Here is an 18,313-nt window from a genome sequence, read left to right as displayed (position 1 = left end):
GGAACCTCCTTTCAGAGACTCCGCTTTCTGTTTTATCCGGGCGAAAAAGGATTTCCGCCCTTAAATGATCGTAATCAAATTATTCTTCTATGCTCCAGTTTTCAGCAGCCATACGTTTGTAGCTACGCAGACGCCATTTAGCGTTTTCTTCTGCGGCAGCAAACAATTCGGCAGCTTCAGTCGGATATTGCTTCATGACGGATGCAAAACGAACTTCACCTTTCAGGAAGTCTTGGAACTTGCTCCAATCCGGTTCTTTGGAATCCAATGAGAACGGGTTCTTACCTTCGGCTTCCAATGCAGGATTGTAGCGCCACAAGTGCCAGTAACCGCATGCAACAGCTTCTTTTTCTTCAGCCTGAGATTTACCCATGCCTTTCTTCAAACCGTGGTTGATACAAGGAGCATAAGCGATGATCAGAGAAGGACCGTCATAAGCTTCAGCTTCGCGGATAGCCTTCAAGGTCTGAGCCTGGTCAGCGCCCATAGCGATCTGAGCTACATAAACGTAACCGTAAGTAGTAGCCATCAAACCCAAGTCTTTCTTGCGGACTCTCTTACCAGCTGCAGCAAACTTGGCGATAGCACCGACCGGAGTAGCCTTTGAAGACTGGCCACCTGTATTTGAATAAACTTCGGTATCCAGAACCAAGATGTTTACGTTCTTGCCGGAAGCGATCACGTGGTCCAAACCACCGTAACCGATATCGTAAGAAGCACCGTCACCACCGATAATCCACTGTGAGCGTTTTACCAGGAAGTGGCTCAATTCGGCGATAGTAGCGCAGTTCGGACATTTGTCTTTGGTTGCTTCAACCATCGGAATGATCTGTGCAGCCAGTTCTTTCGTCTTCTCGGCATCGTTCTGGTTTTCGATCCATGCCGTGAATACTTCTTTATATTCGGCCGGAGTGCCTTCATAAGCGATAGCTGCTTCCATAGCCTTCTGGATACGGGCACGCATCTTTTCGTTAGCCAGTTCCATACCCAGACCAAATTCACAGAAGTCTTCGAACAGAGAGTTAGCCCATGCAGGACCTTCACCCTTTTCGTTTGTCGTGTACGGAGTAGAAGGAACGGAACCTGAATAGATGGAAGAACATCCCGTAGCGTTAGCAACCATTTCACGGTCACCGAACAATTGCGAGATCAGTTTTACATACGGAGTTTCACCACAACCGGAGCAAGCGCCTGAGAACTCGAACAACGGAGTTGCGAACTGAGAATTCTTCACGTTAGACTTGATGTCTACCAGGCTCTGCTTAGAGCTTACGTTAGCCACACAATATGTCCAGTTGTCAGCTTCAGCCAACTGGCCTTCCAACGGAACCATAGACAACGCCTTGTTGCCCTTGAATCCCGGACAAACATCGACACAGTTACCGCAACCCAAGCAGTCCATAACGTCTACCTGCATACGGAACTTCATACCCTTCATTGCAGCCGGAGCTTTCACATCCAACATCGGGAAGTTTGCACCCTTCTGTTCTTCGTCATTCAGAACGAACGGACGGATAGAAGCGTGAGGACAAACATAAGCACACTGGTTACACTGGATACAGTTTGCTTCATTCCAAACCGGAACAAACGCTGCTACACCACGTTTTTCATATTTTGCAGTGCCCTGATGCCATGTACCGTCTTCGATGCCTTTGAAAGCAGAAACCTTCAACAGGTCGCCATCCTGTCCGTTGATAGGACGAACCACTTCATTGATGAACGCCGGATCGTTGTTTACAACTGCTTCATCATCCGGCAGGTTAGCCCATGCAGGATCGACAGTCAACTGGTTGTATTCGCCACCGCGGTCAACAGCTGCATAGTTCTTGTTTACAACGTCTTCACCCTTCTTGCCATAAGACTTCACGATGAATTTCTTCATCTGTTCGATAGCCAGATCAACAGGGATTACGCCTGTGATACGGAAGAAGGCAGACTGCAGGATGGTATTGGTGCGGTTGCCCAGACCGATTTCCAATGCGATCTGTGTAGCGTTGATATAATAAACCGTAATATTTTTCTGAGCGAAATAACGTTTTACGCGGTTAGGCAGGTGTTTTGCCAGTTCTTCGCCATTCCATACCGTGTTCAGCAAGAATGTACCGTTCTCACGCAAACCGCGAGTCACATCATACATGCGCAGGTAAGCCTGAACGTGGCAAGCTACGAAGTTCGGTGTGTTCACCAAATAGGTAGAGCGGATCGGATGATCGCCGAAACGCAGGTGAGAACAAGTGAAACCGCCGGATTTCTTAGAGTCGTAAGAGAAATAAGCCTGGCAATATTTATTTGTATTGTCACCGATGATCTTAACCGAGTTCTTGTTGGCACCGACAGTACCGTCTGCACCCAAACCGTAGAACTTGGCTTCGAACATGCCTTCGCCACCCAAAGCGATTTCCTCTTTCTGAGGCAGGGATGTGAAGGTTACGTCATCCACGATACCGATCGTGAACTGGTTCTTCGGCATCGGCAATGCCAAGTTTTCATATACGGAAAGAATCTGGGCCGGAGTCGTGTCCTTAGAACCCAAACCATAACGGCCGCCTACGATAACCGGAGCATTCTCCTGACCATAGAAACAGTCTTTTACATCCAGATACAGAGGTTCGCCTACTGCACCCGGTTCTTTTGTACGGTCCAAAACAGCAATACTCTTAGCAGTCTTAGGAACAGCAGCCAAGAAGTGTTTAGCCGAGAACGGACGATACAGGTGAACAGAAACCAAACCTACTTTTTCACCCTTGGCTGTCAGATAGTCGATAGCTTCGCGTGCGGCTTCCGTCACAGAACCCATTGCAATGATGACACGTTCTGCGTCTTCAGCTCCGTAGTAATCGAACAAACCGTGTTTACGGCCTGTGATCTTGGAGATTTCGTTCATATATTCTTCTACGATAGCAGGGACTGCATCATAGTAAGAGTTGCTTGATTCTCTGTGTTGGAAGAAGTGGTCAGGGTTTTCAGCCATACCACGTGCAACCGGAGTTTTCGGATTCAAGGCACGTGCGCGGAATTCAGCCAGAGCCTTCTGGTCGATCAGCGGAGCCAGGTCTTCATTTTCCAATGCTTCGATCTTCTGGATTTCGTGAGATGTACGGAAACCGTCGAAGAAGTTCACGAACGGAACGCGGGATTTGATCGTAGCCAAGTGAGCAACACCTGCCAGATCCATCACTTCCTGTACAGATCCTTCGGCCAGCATGGCGAAACCTGTCTGACGGGCAGACATTACGTCCTGATGGTCACCGAAGATACACAGTGCATGAGAAGCCAATGTACGAGCCGATACATGGAATACGCAAGGCAATAATTCACCTGCGATCTTGTACATGTTCGGGATCATCAGCAACAAGCCCTGAGAAGCCGTGTAAGTCGTAGTCAGTGCACCAGCTTGCAACGAACCGTGGACTGCACCGGCAGCACCACCTTCTGATTGCATTTCCTGTACCATTACAGTTTCGCCGAAAATATTCTTACGTCCGGCAGCAGCCCATTCATCTACATATTCTGCCATTGTAGACGACGGGGTGATGGGGTAAATCGCAGCAACTTCACTGAACATATAGGAAATATGTGCAGCAGCCTGGTTACCATCACAGGTTAAAAATTTCTTTTGTTTTGTCATAGACTCTTACTATTAGTATTTAAAAAGAATTCAATATAAAAAACCAAAAAGCCAAAGCGGGATCATGTTGTCCTCTCCTACTTCGACCTTATCGATTGCATAATACATATCCGGATTGTTTTTCACCTTCATGCTTTCTTCAATCCTGAAGTTGTACATTCCATTGACCAGAAAATGTGCGTTCTTTCCTCCTTCATTCAATTTATTGTCCTTCAACAGTTGGTTATAAAAGAAAGATTCACGGACAGACTGCATATTCACTTCCATCGGCCTGATGGGATACATCAGATTGGAGTTGTACATATATACTTTGGACGGTTTCTTGGGAAACGATTCTCCCACCGGATAAAGCATGTTCACCAAACGGGCATCGGCCAGGTATTTGATATAGTTCATCACGGTGGCCCGCGATGTCTCTATGTCTTTGCTCAACTGGCTCACATTGGGGGAACAAGGGGCACTTGTCGCCAACAAATAAAGCAGCTTGCGCAATTTGGGCAGATAACTTTGTTCGATTTGCTTTATATACAACACGTCTACCTCCAACGTCATATTCATGGTTTTCAAGAGATTCTCCGAGAAATTACGTTTCTCGAGGAAGAACGGATAGAAGCCATGATGCAGATAGTCTTGAAAGTATGCCATCGGTTTCCCCACCGAACAGATACTTTTCGCTATCTCCCGATGGTCGGCCAATATTTCTTCAAACGTATAAGCCGGAACGCTGTTTCCGGACATCAGGTTAAAAAACTCCCGGAATGAAAAACCGCGCAAGTTATACGAAACCACCTTGCCCGACAGATCCGGATTTTCCTCTTTCAACCGCATGACGGACGAACCGGAGAATATAATCTTCAAGTCGGTGAAGTTATCGTAACAATAGCGGAGTTCTTTCGACCATTCCGAATATTTGAACACTTGATCGATCAGCAACACCTTTCCCCCTTTTGCCCTGAACTCAGAAGCAAAATCGACCAGTGTACGTTCCGTAAAATAAAAATGATTCAGATTTATGTAAAGACACTCTTTATTGTCCGCGCCAAAATGCTCACGGGCATAATCCAGCAGAAAAGTCGTCTTTCCCACTCCGCGGGAACCTTTTATGCCAATCAACCGATCATTCCAATCGATCTCATCCATCAGTCCTCTGCGAACCGGCGAATACAAGTGCTCTACCAGGTATTTATGTGTCCTAAAGAATGCTTCCACCTTTTCAATTGACAATTAACAATGGACAATTGACAATTCATCCATCCCGTTAAACGGGGCAAATATAAACATTCTTTTCCAAATTGCAATGCAGAGTTTGCAATTTTCATAAAAAACATCTATTCTAAATTGTCAATTGCCCACCGTCTACTGTTCATTGTCAATCATAATTACTCAATCACTGTCACCCAATTATACACATCGGGCTCATCGCCATACTGGATAGCACGCAATTTATTGTATAGTTTTTCGCAAACAGGTCCCGGTTTGCCGTCTTTTGCAATCACATAAGATTTATTGGCATCCAGGTCGTCGATCTGTGAAATCGGAGCGATAACGGCAGCAGTTCCACATTCGGCAGCTTCATCGAATGTAGCTATTTCTTCAACCGGAACCGCACGGCGTTCAACCGTCAGGCCCATGTCGGTTGCCAGCTGTTGCAGGCTCTTGTTCGTGATAGAAGGCAGGATGGAATGAGACTGCGGAGTGATGTAGCTGTTACCACGGATTCCGAAGAAGTTGGCCGGACCGCATTCGTCCACATATTTCTTTTCCTTCGGATCCAAATACAGAACGGCGGCATATCCCAGTTCGTGAGCCTTTTCGCCTGCAACGAGGCTGGCTGCATAGTTACCACCAACTTTGATCGTACCGGTTCCTTGAGGAGCAGCGCGGTCGTAACTGCGCATGATACATACTTTGGACGGTTTGAAACCACCTTTGAAGTATGGTCCTACCGGCGTCACAAACACCATGAACATATATTCGGAAGCCGGTCTCACACCCACCTGGGCTCCCATGCCGATCATCAACGGGCGGATATATAGAGCTGCTCCGCTTTCATAAGGCGGAACAAAACGTTCGTTCAGTTTTACAACCTTGCGGACAGCTTCCTCGAACTTCTCAACGGGCAACTCAGCCATTTTGATACCATGGCTGGAAGACTGCATCCGCTTGGCATTTTCATCCATACGGAACACACGTATCTTACCATCTTTCCCTCTGAACGCTTTCAACCCTTCAAACGACTCCTGTCCGTAATGCAAACATGTGGCAGCCATATGAATATTGATAATCTCAGAAGAACTTACTTCCAATTCACCCCATTTGCCATCCCGATAGTAACACCGTACATTATAGTCTGTCTTCATATAGCCGAATGACAGATCAGACCAATTAATATTTTCCATATCTTATCGTAATTAGATTATTGACAGGCAAAGATATTAATAAAACGACAGATTAAAACAAAAAAGCCGCTAAAAGATAAAATCATTAAGAACGTCAGGTAAGTTTCAATTAGCCAGACAGAATTGTAAAAACGAATAAAAAGCATTACTTTTGTGTCAAAAATAACAACAATATGAAAGTAATAGATCTGATCAACAACAGCAAGAGTACGGCTTTTTCATTCGAAATACTTCCTCCTCTGAAAGGAAACAGCATACAGAAAGTGTATAATGTCATCGATAAACTGATCGAGTTCGATCCTAAATACATTAATATAACGTCTCATCACAGCGAATATATTTACAAGACCTTGCCGGATGGCAGTTTCCAGAAAGTCAACATCCGCAAACGTCCCGGATCGGTCGCCATCGCTTCGGCCATCCAGAACAAATATGGCGTGACAGCTGTCCCCCACATTATATGTAAAGGGTTCACAAAGGATGAAACGGAATATGCACTGATCGACCTGAACTTTTTAGGCGTTTACGACCTGTTGTTGCTCCGAGGGGATGTCAAGACTCTGGAAGCCGGACAAAAAGCAGACGTTTACCACGAACATGCAACCGATCTCCAAAAACAGGTGAATGATTTCAATAAGGGAATCGCCATCGACGGTTCGACATTCGAGGCTAACGAGACCCCGTTCTCCTACGGAATGGCTTGCTATCCGGAAAAACACGAAGAGGCGCCCAATATGGAATCGGATATTTTCTATCTGAAAGAGAAGGTGAAGAACGGCGCGGACTATCTGGTGACACAGATGTTTTTCGACAACGAGAAATATTATGCATTCGTAGACCGCTGCCGGGCGGAAGGAATTACGGTCCCCATCATTCCGGGCATCAAGCCGATCGTATTCAAGAACCAGCTTACCGTATTGCCCAAGATTTTCCGTTCGGACATTCCCGAACCGTTTGCCGCGGAACTTCGTAAATGCAAGACGGACGACGAGGCTAAAGCCGTCGGCGTCGAATGGTGCATCCAACAATGCAAAGATTTGATTGCACACGGTGTTCCAAGTCTGCATTTCTATACGATGATGGCATCGGATAGCGTCTACAAAGTGGCTAAAGAAATATATTAAAACACGAAAACATCGTTTCATGGGAATGAAACTATATTTCCGTCCCCATGAAACGATGTTTCCATGCCGGAGAAACTATATTTTCAAGCAATCGTAATCTCCCCGATCAGCGAACAATTCAGATGTTCCTTTACTTCGTCCGGTGTCATGCCATGCCCGAACAGGAACATCAGTTTGGCAACCGCACATTCGGTCGTACTGTCATAACCGCTCACCACGCCAGCCTGCAACAGTTTGCGCCCGGTTTCATAGCGATGCATTTCCACACTTCCGGCAAGGCACTGGGTGACGTTGACAATGACAATTCCCCGTTCGACTGCATCCTTCAGCATCTCCAGCAACCAGTCATATCCGGGTGCGTTCCCGCTACCGAATGTCTCCATCACGACGCCTTTCAAGCCGGGAATATTCAAAATGCTTTCCACAACCTGCGGAGAAATTCCGGGAAATATCTTCAGGATAGCAATATTCCGGTCCAACAAGTAATGCGGTTTCAGCGGTTTTCTGGATACCGGGTGGTAAATCTGTGGAATATCATACTTAATCGAAATGCCGGCGTGTGCCAGCGGGGGATAATTATAGGAACGGAACGCATTGAAATTATCCGCATTCGTCTTGCTGGTACGATTTCCGCGCAACAGGTCGTTTTCAAAGAAAATACAGACTTCGGGAACCAACGGCATATCGTTTTCACGGGCAGCGGCAATCTCTATCGCCGTAATCAGATTTTCCTTTCCATCCGTTCGCAACATGCCGATCGGCAGTTGCGAACCGGTCAGGATCACCGGCTTACTCAGGTTCTCCAGCATAAAACTCAAAGCGGAAGCGGTAAATGCCATCGTATCGGTTCCATGCAGGACGACAAAACCATCATAATCATGATAATGGTCCGCTATGATCCGCACGATCTTCATCCATGAATCCGGCCCCATCTCCGATGAATCCATCGGCGGGTCGAACTGAATAGACGATATTTTATATCCAAGATTCTTCAGTTCGGGGACATGCACCTCCAGATGTTCGAAGTTAAAGGCCTCCAGAGAACCTGTCTCAGGATTTTCTATCATTCCGATAGTGCCTCCCGTATATATAATCAGAATAGAAGCATCGTTTTTCCGGACATTCATAACACAACCTGTATTTATATGATTTTCCTTTTTACGACGCAAAGATAACAACTATCATTTTGAAATCAAATATCGGAATAAAATAATTAAAGTTCACACAAAAGTTCATCAACAAGCAAATATACACAAACCATGCATTACTTTTTGTCAATCCAAGCACAGGTTTTTGTCCGGGCTTCTTATTTCCCCCGATTATTCGTACCTTTGCTCTATCAACTCAATAAAGGAGCAACATGTACTTCAAGGATATTATCGGTCAGGAAGAAATAAAAAAACGACTTATACATTCGGCACAGACAGGTGTCGTCCCGCACGCCCAGCTATTCACGGAACAGGGAGGTGCAGGCGCTTTTCCTCTTGCATTGGCTTACGCACGTTACCTGAACTGCACGAACCGGACGGAAACGGATTCATGCGGACATTGTCCGTCGTGTGTGAAGTACAACGAATTGGTCCATCCGGACCTTCATTTCGTATTCCCGATCGTATCCAAGAAGGAAAAGAAAAAGGAGGTCTGCGACGATTATCTCTCCGAATGGAGAGGTTTCCTGAAAGACCGCCCCTATTTCAATATAGACGACTGGCTGGATTATATCGATGCCGGCAACTCCCAGGCTTTGATCTATTCGAAAGAGAGCGACGAGATCATCCGTAAACTGAGCCTTAAGATATACGAAGCGACCTACCGCATCCTATTGGTTTGGTTACCGGAAAAGCTCCATCCGACCTGTGCCAATAAACTCCTGAAGATTATCGAAGAACCTCCCCGAAACACGGTGATCCTGATGGTATCGGAACTTCCCGATCAGATTTTGGGGACGATCCTGTCCCGCGCGCAACGGATCAACGTTCGGGGAATCCATCCGGAAGATATCGCCGCCTCCATGATCTCCCGGTTCAACCTGACTCCCGAAGACGCCAAACATGTCGCCCACCTGGCAAACGGCAGTTATCTGAAAGCGGTCGAGGCAATCAGCCTGGGAGAAGAGAACAAGTTCTACCTGGAACAGTTCAAAGGCATGATGCGCAATTCCTGGGCACGCAATGTCAGAGGCATGAAAGACATGGCGGATGTGTTGGCAAGCATCGGGCGTGAACGACAAAAGAACTTCCTCGCTTATTGCCAGCATCTGATACGCGAGAACTTCATGTACAGGTTCCAGTCGCCTGAACTCAATTACATGAATATAGATGAAGCCGGTTTTGCCGTGAAGTTCGCTCCTTTCATCAATGAACGGAATGTGATCGACATCATGGACGAGTTGGCAAAAGCGGAACGGCATGTGACTCAAAATGTAAATGCAAAGATGGTTTTTTTCGATCTTTCCCTCCGGCTTACCGTATTGATAAAACGATAATGGTTTACACAATATAACCGGGCGACATTCGTTTTTATGGAAACAGTTCGGTTCTATACATCTTTATGAATGATATTCCTATGAAAGCGAAATTATTGTTGATATTCTCTCTGTCGTTTTACCTTTTCAGTTGCAACGGACAGAATACCCATATTCCGGCAGCTGTCACTTCGGCCGCCCCGATCAAGATCAACCGTTTCGACAAGGAGCTTTTTAAGCTGGTCGAAACGAACGACTCATCCTTGCAAACCGGACTTGTCCGCGAATACCCGCAAATGCTCGACATATTGGGGAAAGGCATCCTGAATATGAAGTCTCCGGCAATGCCCGGTTTTTTCGACAAATTGATCAACTATTACTCCGAACCGACACTGAAGGGGCTATACGCCGACGCAGTCCGCCAATATGACGATGTTTCCCCAATCGAGCAAGCTCTCGGCAACGGTTTCGCATGGCTGAAGAGCTGCTTCCCGTCGATGCAGATTCCGGCAATCTATATGCATGTTTCCGGTTTCAATCAGAACGTACTGGTTGGCGACAGCCTGCTGTCCATCTCGACAGATAAGTATTTAGGAGAGGGATATCCGCTGTACCAGGATTTCTTCTACGATTTCCAGCGCCGGTTAATGACACCCGAACATATCGTCCCCGATTACCTTGCCGGATGGCTGATGTCCGAATTTCCGTTTGAAGGAAAAGAGAATGTACTGCTCGACCGGATGGTCTACGAAGGCAAAATAAAATACCTGATTCACCTGGCATTTCCCGAACTGAAGCCTGAAGTACTCATGGGCTACACGGAAACATCCTACAACTGGTGCAAGGAAAATGAATCGAACCTGTGGAAAGCTATCATAGAGCGCAAGCATCTTTATACGCCTGACCAGATGACGACAGGCAAATATTTCGATAACGTTCCTTCCACATTCCTGGCAAGCGATGCTCCCGGCAATCTCGGCAGCTGGATCGGCTGGCAGATCATCGATAAATATATGAAGGAAACAGATTCGACTCCGGAAGCCCTGATGCGGAACAACGATAGCCAAGCCATCCTGACCGGCTCGAAATACAAACCCTAAAACGATTGGGATATATATAAAAAAGAAAACCGCCCTATTCTCGCGAACTGGACGGATAACCTAATCTAACTTAATTCTAATACCATGAAAAACACTCTATCTTAATAACAGGATCGATCTCAAAAAAGTTCAACGGAACGGTTTATTTTTATTTCTTTCACAAAATAACGATCGTGCGAGATCAACAACACCGTTCCACTATAACTCTTTATAGCCGCTGTTATTATTTCAACACTTTGTATGTCCAGATTGTTCGTCGGTTCGTCCAAAATAAATACATCCGGTGCATTATTTCCGATCATAAGGCAGCAAAAGAGCAACCGGATCTTTTCACCTCCGCTCAACGAACACATCGGCTGGGACAGTTGCAGATGCTCCAGATTCCAGGAAGCAAGTGCGGAAAGACAACGTTCTTCCACATCCCAGTCGCCATTCAAACAAGTAAAGTTTTCTGCCGAGGCGTCGCCTTCAAGAATGGCATGGAGCGCCTTTATCCGATCGTCCACCCGCAGGGCTTCCGCCACCGTCAGGTTGTCGAACTGTCCGAAATGTTGTGGAATATAATAAGGGCGTGAAGAACACACTACCTCCCCCGATGAAGGTTTCAGGTTCCCTTCAATGATACGCAACAAAGTCGATTTGCCCGTACCGTTATTCCCCACCAGCGCAAGACGCTGTCCTGTATTGACTGTCAGGTTTATGTTTTGAAAAAGTGGTTCTTTGTCAGCATGAACATAGCATAGCTGATGTACGGATATGCACATAGTTTTCTTTGAATTAAAAGATTATAAACTAAAAAAGATAAATCACAAACGTGCCGAAGGATGGCACAGGATAAGGCCGGAATAAAGAATCGACAATCGAAAATGAACAATTGGCAATTACATCTGAAAGATATTTACGATATGTAGAAACCGGCTTACTTGAATATTTTCATCGGAGTATTTATATAATTAGAAAACAAAGATAATCTTTTTTCCAAGTATTACCACATAATTCATAAAATAGATTCGGACAGCTGTTTCAAAGCATCGGTGTTTTAAAATCGAAACATATATGTTTTGCATGCAAAACACCGGTGTTTTGAAAAGGGAATCCTTTACTGCAATAAACTTCATGCCTCCATGAACAGTTATATATACAATAACAACATAAAATTTAAAAGCTATGGGATTTTTATGGTACATTATCATAGGTATAGCAGCCGGCTTTCTGGCCGGTAAAATCATGCGGGGCGGTGGCTTCGGAGTAATAATCAATCTGATTTTGGGAATAATCGGCGGTGTATTGGGCGGCTGGGTATTCGGATTACTCGGAATTGCAGCTTCCGGTATTATTGGCAGTCTGATTACGGCAACAGTCGGAGCCATTCTGACGTTATGGATTGCTTCGCTGTTTAATAAACGAAATGCAGATCAGTAACAACAGAAAATATAGGGTAATGCAAATCCGCTCAATTGGCAAGATCTACGTTACCCTGTTTTCTTTAGCTATTTACGGAAACACATCTTATTTCAACACCACCAACACCCCGACCGGGCCGTGTGCACCCAATACAAGTGCCTGTTCGATATCGGCGGTTTTAGACGGGCCAGAGATGAAAGCACCGAAATCGTATGTCATGTTTTCCGTCTGTTTATAGGCTTCATGCATATTGTTCACGATCGAATTGCGGTCGATCAGTATGACCAAACTGTCGGAGATAAAATACAAGGCCTTATGCTTTACCTGGCGGGTAATCCAGACAGCCCCGTTCTCGGCTACTCCGAAATGGCCTTCCACGATGGCAAGATCAGTATTGTCCAACTCGCGGGGATCGTCGAGATCGTCCGGGTTAAAGGTGGCACAGGTGATACCGGACAGATTGGAGGCGATGCGGGCTGCATCAGGAAAATGGTGGCGGATAATATCGTTGATATCGTCGCCGGGCTGCATCAGGACGGCTTTTCCTCCGGCAGCATTCAAGGATTCGGTGAACCGAGCGATTTTATCTTCGTAAATGATGGCATCCAGCGTCAGTTCCGGCCTGTCGTAACGTTTGCCGGTATGACGGCGGATAGCGGATAATATATCGTTTTTGCTACTCATTGTCGTATTATTTTATCTTGTTGCTTTTCCACATTTCGTTGAACGACTGTTTGGCGAAAGCCGGCAATTCACGGCCCTTGCCCCATGCATTCAGAGCGTTGTAGATCATAAAACGAGGCATCTTATTGACTACCGGAGCAAATTTCAAAGCCGTATTGAACAGCTTCGGGCGTTCCATCAGGAACTTCATGCCACCGGACATAACCTTTTTTTCCGTACTCGCTTTCCCTATCTTATCCAAGTCCTGACGCCAGCGATAGATCTGTTCGCCGAGGTCGATCTTGACCGGGCAGACGTTCGAGCAAGAGAGGCACAACGAGCAGGCGGAAACATTGTCCGAATATTTCACCGGGTCTTTCAGCATCCCTAAGTTGATCCCGATCGGGCCGGGTATAAAATAGGTATAGGAATAACCGCCGCTACGACGATAGACCGGACAGGTATTCATGCACTCGCCACAACGGATACAGTTCAGCGTACGGATATGATCGGGACGTGCCAGGATATCGCTCCGGCCGTTATCGACAATAATGATATGGAACTCGCCTCCTTCTTTCGGTTTGCAATAGTGAGAAGTGTAGGAAGTAATCGGCTGTCCCGTGCCGGAACGTGCCAGCAGGCGAGTAAAGACACCTAACGACTCACGGTCCGGTACGATCTTCTCCATTCCGAATGTCGCGATGTGGACATTCGGGAAAGAAGTTCCCATATCAGCATTTCCTTCGTTGGTGCAGACCACTATCTCGCCGGTCGAAGCGACTGCAAAGTTAGCTCCCGTCATGGCGACATCGGCTGTCAGGAATTTCTCACGCATATTCTTACGGACGGCATGCGTCAGATAGGTCGGGTCGGAGTTGCCTTTTTCCGTACCTAACACGCGCTCCATCATCTCGCCCACCTCCTGCCGCTTGATATGGATCGCGGGCATCACGATATGGCTGGGATGAAGTTTCATCCATTGAAGGATACGTTCGCCGAGGTCGCTCTCGATTATATCGTAACCTTTTCCGAACAGGTAATCGTTCATGCCACACTCTTCGGTCAACATGGATTTGCTCTTTATCAGCGTATGTGCCTTGTGCTGTTGCAGGATTTCCTCGACGATCGCATTATGTTCCGCCGCGTCTTTCGCCCAATGGACAATCGCTCCGTTGGCCGTGGCGTTCTTCTCGAACTCTTCCAAAAGGACATCCAAATGGCTGTTCGAATAAAGTTTGATCTCACAAGCCAGTTCGCGCAAGCGTTCCCATTCGGGAAGCGAATGGCTCATTTTATCCCGTTTGGCACGCACCATCCAGAGGGTTTCGTCGTGCCAAGCTTCCTGCTTGCGGTTCTCGATGAAGCGGGCTGCTGCTTTTGAATGTTTCGTACTCATAATCCGGAAGCTAATATTTCAACAATATGAATCGTTTTAATCGGAAGGTTGCCACGCTTGATCACGCCTTCCATATGCATCAGGCAGGAGCTGTCGGCGCCGGTGATATACTCGGCTCCCGTGCTCATGTGATCCTTCACCTTATCTTGTCCCATGCAAACGGACACATCGGGTTCCTCTATTGCAAACATGCCGCCGAAACCGCAACACTCGTCTATCCGCTTCGGTTCGAATATCTCGATGCCTTTCACCAAAGAGAGGAGATCACGCAATTTGGAGTAATACGGAATATTACGTTCGCTCGGAGAAGAAAGATGCAGCTCGCGCACACCGTGGCAACTATTGTGAATACTTACTTTGTGAGGAAATTCGGCTTTCAGTTCTTTCACCTTCACGATGTCGTGCAGGAACTCGCAAATGTCATAAATCTTCTTGCTGTTCATACACACATGCCCGGCTTTTTCCAGGATGCCGGGATGATTCTCTTTTACAAAAGCGACGCAACTGGCAGAAGGGCCAACCACATAATCATACGGACGGAACAGTTCTTCCATCCGTAGCGCCAATCCTGCCGATTCATGTTCGAACCCGGCATTTGCCATCGGCTGGCCGCAGCAAGTCTGGTCTAATGGATAATCCACATCCAACCCGAGACTTTTCAATAATTTATAGGAAGCAACACCAACTTCCGGATATATCGCATTGATATAACAAGGAATAAATAGTCCTATCTTCATATTGGTTTGTTTTAATTACCACAAATGTAGTAATTATTTCTGTTACTTTTGGCTTGATCCAAAAGTAACAGAAATATCAAGCCAAAAGTGACGGATCACTTATACTCTTGCCAGCTCCGGATCTGTATATCGTCCATGCTCAACGTGCAGAATGCTTCGATAAAGGCACTTGCCAGACGTGCATTCGTGATAAGCGGGATGTTCAGGTCGATGGCGGCACGGCGGATCTTGTAGCCGTTGTCCAACTCTCCGGCGGAAAGGTCACGCGGGATGTTCACAACCATATCGATTTTCTTTTCGTGTAGCATAGCGAGTGCTTGCGGTTCCTTGCCTTCTTCGCTCGGCCAGTAGACCAACGTACTGGGGATACCGTTTTCCCGGAGGAAACGGTGCGTTCCGCCTGTAGCGAAGAGGTTGTAACCTTTCGATGCCAACATCTTGGCGGCATCCAACATGGCAACTTTCTGTTTCGGTGTACCCGTCGAGAGCAGGATGTTCTTTTCCGGGATACGGAGGCCGACGGAAAGCATGCTCTTCAGAACTGCTTCGGAAACATCATCACCGATACATCCGACTTCGCCCGTCGAAGCCATGTCGACACCCAAAACGGGATCGGCCTTCTGCAAGCGGTTGAAGGAGAACTGGGAGGCTTTGATACCTACATAATCCAGATCGAACTCGTTCTTATTCGGTTTCTCGACAGGCAAGCCCAACATGATACGGGTAGCCAGTTCGATAAAGTTAATCTTCAAGACTTTGCTGACGAACGGGAAGGAACGGCTCGCACGGAGGTTACACTCGATCACCTTGATCTCGTTGCCTTTCGCCAAATACTGGATATTGAACGGACCGGAGATATTCAGCTCTTTTGCGATCTGCTTGCTGATACGCTTGATCCGGCGAACCGTTTCGACATACAGTTTTTGCGCGGGGAACTGGATGGTCGCATCACCGGAATGCACGCCGGCAAACTCTATATGTTCAGAGATGGCATACATGACAATCTCACCTTTATCGGCCACCGCATCCATTTCCACTTCTTTAGCATGCTCGATGAACTGGCTGACAACGACCGGATGTTTTTGCGACACGTTGGCCGCCAGCTGCAGGAAGCGTTCGAGCTCTTCCTGGTTGGAGCAGACATTCATGGCGGCGCCACTCAGCACATAGCTCGGACGGACCAGAACCGGGAAGCCCACTTCGGCCACAAACTCGTTGATATCTTCCATCGACGAAAGCTCTTTCCAACGCGGCTGGTCCACACCGATACGATCCAGCATGGCGGAGAACTTCTCACGGTCTTCGGCATTGTCGATGCTCTTGGCAGACGTTCCTAAGATATTGACATGCTGTTCGTCAAGGCGCATCGCCAAGTTATTGGGTATCTGGCCGCCTGTCGAGACAATCACGCCGTGCGGATTTTCCAGTTCGAGGATATCCATCACACGCTCGAAGGTCAGCTCATCGAAGTAAAGGCGGTCACACATATCATAGTCGGTCGAAACCGTTTCGGGATTGTAGTTGATCATCACCGAACGCCAACCTTCCTTACGGATCGTTTCCAACGCCTGCACGCCACACCAGTCGAACTCGACCGAGCTGCCGATCCGGTAAGCACCGGAACCCAGCACGACGATAGAGCGATGGTCACCCTGATACTGCACGTCGTTTTCCGTACCGCTATAGGTCAGATACAGATAGTTCGTCTGCGCCGGGTATTCGGCAGCCAGCGTATCGATCTGCTTCACTACCGGGACGATGCCGTGTTCCTTTCGGAACTGGCGGACCTGCATCATACCTTTTTCTATATTTCCCTCAAGGCCGAAGGCGCGGGCTATCTGGAAATCGGAGAAACCTTGCCGTTTCGCTTTGCGAAGCAATTGACAATGGACAATGGACGATTGACAATCATCAGGATTGCGATATTCTTTTTTAATTGCCAATTGTCCATTTTCAATTGTCAATTTGTGCAACTCCTTGGAGGTACACATGATTCCATAGAGTTTTTGCAGGAACCACCGGTCTATCTTGGTCAGTTCGTGTATCTGGTCGACGGTATATCCGGCGCGGAATGCTTTGGAGATAACGAAGATACGGGTGTCGGTCGGTTCATGGAGCGCCTTGTCGATGTCGGCTATCACCAGCTCCTTGTTTTCAACGAATCCATGCATGCCCTGTCCGATCATACGCAACCCTTTTTGGATCGCCTCTTCGAAGGTGCGGCCGATCGCCATCACCTCACCCACAGATTTCATGCTCGACCCTAATTCGCGGGCCACGCCGTGAAACTTACCTAAATCCCAACGCGGAATCTTGCAGACCACATAATCGAGAGCCGGTTCGAAGAAAGCGCTTGTTGTCTTTGTCACCGAGTTTTTCAAGTCGAAGAGGCCGTAGCCCAATCCCAACTTGGCAGCGACGAAAGCCAACGGATAACCGGTAGCTTTGGAGGCCAGCGCAGACGAACGGGAAAGACGGGCGTTCACCTCGATCACGCGGTAGTCTTCGCTCTCCGGATCGAAAGCATACTGCACGTTACATTCGCCCACGATGCCGACATGGCGGATGATCCGGATAGCCAGTTCGCGCAGTTTATGATATTCGCTGTTGGTCAGTGTCTGCGACGGAGCGATCACGATACTTTCGCCGGTATGGATGCCCAGCGGGTCGAAGTTCTCCATGTTACAGACCGTGATGCAATTGTCGAAACGGTCGCGCACCACTTCATATTCCACTTCTTTCCACCCTTTCAAGCTCTTTTCCACCAATACCTGGGGAGAGAAAGAGAAGGCTTTTTCGACCAGCATATCCAGTTCCTCTTCGTTGTCGCAGAAGCCGGAACCGAGGCCACCCAGTGCATAAGCGGCACGGACAATCACCGGATAGCCTAACTCGGCAGCAGCCCGGCGGGCATCTTCGGCATTCTCCACAGCTTCGCTCTTGATCGTCTTCACACCGATCTCGTCGAGCTTGCGGACAAAAAGTTCGCGGTCTTCCGTATCCATGATCGCCTGTACCGGAGTACCGAGTACACGGACGTTATATTTTTCCAGCACACCACTTTGGTAAAGCGCCACACCGCAGTTCAACGCCGTCTGGCCTCCAAAAGCGAGCAGGATGCCATCCGGACGTTCTTTGGCGATCACTTTTTCGACGAAGAAGGGGGTGACGGGCAGGAAATAAACGGTATCCGCCACTCCTTCCGAAGTCTGTACCGTAGCGATGTTCGGATTGATAAGCACTGTCTGGATTCCCTCCTCCTTGATGGCTTTCAAAGCCTGGCTGCCTGAATAGTCGAATTCGCCCGCTTCGCCGATCTTAAGGGCGCCGGAACCAAGTATCAGGACTTTCTTTATATCTTCTTTCATTTTTCGGACTCTTTTATTCGTTAACATTTT

Annotated in this window: 13 protein-coding genes; 4 read left to right on the top strand and 9 right to left on the bottom strand. The window is 47.5% G+C overall.

The genetic code is table 11. From position 1 onward, the window contains the following. Nucleotides 1–79: 79 nt before the first annotated feature. The 3 genes from nifJ to BQ9893_RS00505 form a co-directional block, all read right to left on the bottom strand. Nucleotides 80–3,628 carry a pyruvate:ferredoxin (flavodoxin) oxidoreductase gene (gene nifJ, locus BQ9893_RS00515; RefSeq protein ID WP_075964262.1) on the bottom strand — a complete coding sequence of 1,183 codons (3,549 nt, stop codon included), beginning with the start codon at nucleotides 3,626–3,628 and terminating at the stop codon, nucleotides 80–82. A gap of 30 nt (nucleotides 3,629–3,658) precedes the next feature. Continuing rightward, entirely contained in the window at nucleotides 3,659–4,837 is a 1,179-nt protein-coding gene (locus tag BQ9893_RS00510) for an ATP-binding protein (protein WP_075964261.1), read from the bottom strand. Between the two features lie 170 nt (nucleotides 4,838–5,007). Then, nucleotides 5,008–6,027 (bottom strand): branched-chain amino acid aminotransferase, encoded by a 1,020-nt coding sequence (locus BQ9893_RS00505; RefSeq protein WP_075964260.1) that lies wholly within the window; start codon nucleotides 6,025–6,027, stop codon nucleotides 5,008–5,010. A gap of 173 nt (nucleotides 6,028–6,200) precedes the next feature. Between BQ9893_RS00505 and metF the strand changes: the two genes are divergently transcribed. Then, entirely contained in the window at nucleotides 6,201–7,151 is a 951-nt protein-coding gene (metF, locus tag BQ9893_RS00500) for a methylenetetrahydrofolate reductase [NAD(P)H] (protein ID WP_075964259.1), read from the top strand. An 83-nt stretch (nucleotides 7,152–7,234) separates the two neighbouring features. On the opposite strand, the gene BQ9893_RS00495 is transcribed toward metF, so the two are convergent. Continuing rightward, entirely contained in the window at nucleotides 7,235–8,278 is a 1,044-nt protein-coding gene (locus BQ9893_RS00495; RefSeq protein ID WP_075964258.1) for an asparaginase, read from the bottom strand. Nucleotides 8,279–8,511: 233 nt separating this feature from the next. Between BQ9893_RS00495 and BQ9893_RS00490 the strand changes: the two genes are divergently transcribed. Together BQ9893_RS00490 and gldB are read left to right on the top strand one after the other, a co-directional pair. Further along, nucleotides 8,512–9,636 (top strand): DNA polymerase III subunit, encoded by a 1,125-nt coding sequence (locus tag BQ9893_RS00490; protein WP_075964257.1) that lies wholly within the window; start codon nucleotides 8,512–8,514, stop codon nucleotides 9,634–9,636. Nucleotides 9,637–9,716: 80 nt separating this feature from the next. Continuing rightward, the gene (gene gldB, locus BQ9893_RS00485) at nucleotides 9,717–10,715 is read left to right on the top strand and encodes a gliding motility lipoprotein GldB (protein WP_075965336.1); all 999 of its coding nucleotides are present in this window, start codon (nucleotides 9,717–9,719) and stop codon (nucleotides 10,713–10,715) included. 119 nt (nucleotides 10,716–10,834) lie between these two features. Here gldB and BQ9893_RS00480 read toward each other — a convergent pair whose 3' ends face one another. After that, on the bottom strand, nucleotides 10,835–11,479 hold the full coding sequence (locus tag BQ9893_RS00480; RefSeq protein WP_244155012.1) for an ATP-binding cassette domain-containing protein: 645 nt from the start codon (nucleotides 11,477–11,479) through the stop codon (nucleotides 10,835–10,837). A gap of 403 nt (nucleotides 11,480–11,882) precedes the next feature. Between BQ9893_RS00480 and BQ9893_RS00470 the strand changes: the two genes are divergently transcribed. Further along, on the top strand, nucleotides 11,883–12,137 hold the full coding sequence (locus BQ9893_RS00470; protein WP_075964255.1) for a GlsB/YeaQ/YmgE family stress response membrane protein: 255 nt from the start codon (nucleotides 11,883–11,885) through the stop codon (nucleotides 12,135–12,137). Nucleotides 12,138–12,224: 87 nt separating this feature from the next. Here BQ9893_RS00470 and BQ9893_RS00465 read toward each other — a convergent pair whose 3' ends face one another. The 4 genes from BQ9893_RS00465 to carB all read right to left on the bottom strand — a co-directional run bounded on the left by BQ9893_RS00465 (nucleotide 12,225) and on the right by carB (nucleotide 18,283). Beyond that, on the bottom strand, nucleotides 12,225–12,803 hold the full coding sequence (locus BQ9893_RS00465) for a LutC/YkgG family protein (protein WP_075964254.1): 579 nt from the start codon (nucleotides 12,801–12,803) through the stop codon (nucleotides 12,225–12,227). A 7-nt stretch (nucleotides 12,804–12,810) separates the two neighbouring features. Next, complete coding sequence (locus BQ9893_RS00460; RefSeq protein WP_075964253.1) at nucleotides 12,811–14,178, bottom strand: lactate utilization protein B; 1,368 nt, start codon at nucleotides 14,176–14,178, stop codon at nucleotides 12,811–12,813. Beyond that, a complete protein-coding gene (locus BQ9893_RS00455; RefSeq protein WP_075964252.1) occupies nucleotides 14,175–14,915 on the bottom strand; it encodes a (Fe-S)-binding protein in 741 nt (246 codons plus the stop codon). Before BQ9893_RS00455 ends, BQ9893_RS00460 begins: the two co-directional genes overlap by 4 nt. A 95-nt stretch (nucleotides 14,916–15,010) precedes the next feature. Continuing rightward, on the bottom strand, nucleotides 15,011–18,283 hold the full coding sequence (gene carB, locus BQ9893_RS00450; protein ID WP_075964251.1) for a carbamoyl-phosphate synthase (glutamine-hydrolyzing) large subunit: 3,273 nt from the start codon (nucleotides 18,281–18,283) through the stop codon (nucleotides 15,011–15,013). Between the last annotated feature and the right edge of the window lie 30 nt (nucleotides 18,284–18,313).

It is taken from the genome of Parabacteroides massiliensis, from assembly GCF_900155425.1.
GTDB lineage: Bacteria > Bacteroidota > Bacteroidia > Bacteroidales > Tannerellaceae > Parabacteroides > Parabacteroides massiliensis.
The sequence above is the reverse complement of the archived record's forward strand: the minus strand, read 5'-3'. Positions and strand labels throughout refer to the sequence as shown.

Excerpts from the sequence above, each read along its gene's own strand:
- nifJ (WP_075964262.1), bottom strand. The coding sequence starts at position 3,628 with ATGACAAAACAAAAGAAATTTTTAACCTGTGATGGTAACCAGGCTGCT.
- BQ9893_RS00505 (WP_075964260.1), bottom strand. The coding sequence starts at position 6,027 with ATGGAAAATATTAATTGGTCTGATCTGTCATTCGGCTATATGAAGACA.
- metF (WP_075964259.1), top strand. The coding sequence starts at position 6,201 with ATGAAAGTAATAGATCTGATCAACAACAGCAAGAGTACGGCTTTTTCA.
- BQ9893_RS00495 (WP_075964258.1), bottom strand. The coding sequence starts at position 8,278 with ATGAATGTCCGGAAAAACGATGCTTCTATTCTGATTATATATACGGGA.
- BQ9893_RS00490 (WP_075964257.1), top strand. The coding sequence starts at position 8,512 with ATGTACTTCAAGGATATTATCGGTCAGGAAGAAATAAAAAAACGACTT.
- gldB (WP_075965336.1), top strand. The coding sequence starts at position 9,717 with ATGAAAGCGAAATTATTGTTGATATTCTCTCTGTCGTTTTACCTTTTC.
- BQ9893_RS00480 (WP_244155012.1), bottom strand. The coding sequence starts at position 11,479 with ATGTGCATATCCGTACATCAGCTATGCTATGTTCATGCTGACAAAGAA.
- BQ9893_RS00470 (WP_075964255.1), top strand. The coding sequence starts at position 11,883 with ATGGGATTTTTATGGTACATTATCATAGGTATAGCAGCCGGCTTTCTG.
- BQ9893_RS00465 (WP_075964254.1), bottom strand. The coding sequence starts at position 12,803 with ATGAGTAGCAAAAACGATATATTATCCGCTATCCGCCGTCATACCGGC.
- BQ9893_RS00460 (WP_075964253.1), bottom strand. The coding sequence starts at position 14,178 with ATGAGTACGAAACATTCAAAAGCAGCAGCCCGCTTCATCGAGAACCGC.
- BQ9893_RS00455 (WP_075964252.1), bottom strand. The coding sequence starts at position 14,915 with ATGAAGATAGGACTATTTATTCCTTGTTATATCAATGCGATATATCCG.
- carB (WP_075964251.1), bottom strand. The coding sequence starts at position 18,283 with ATGAAAGAAGATATAAAGAAAGTCCTGATACTTGGTTCCGGCGCCCTT.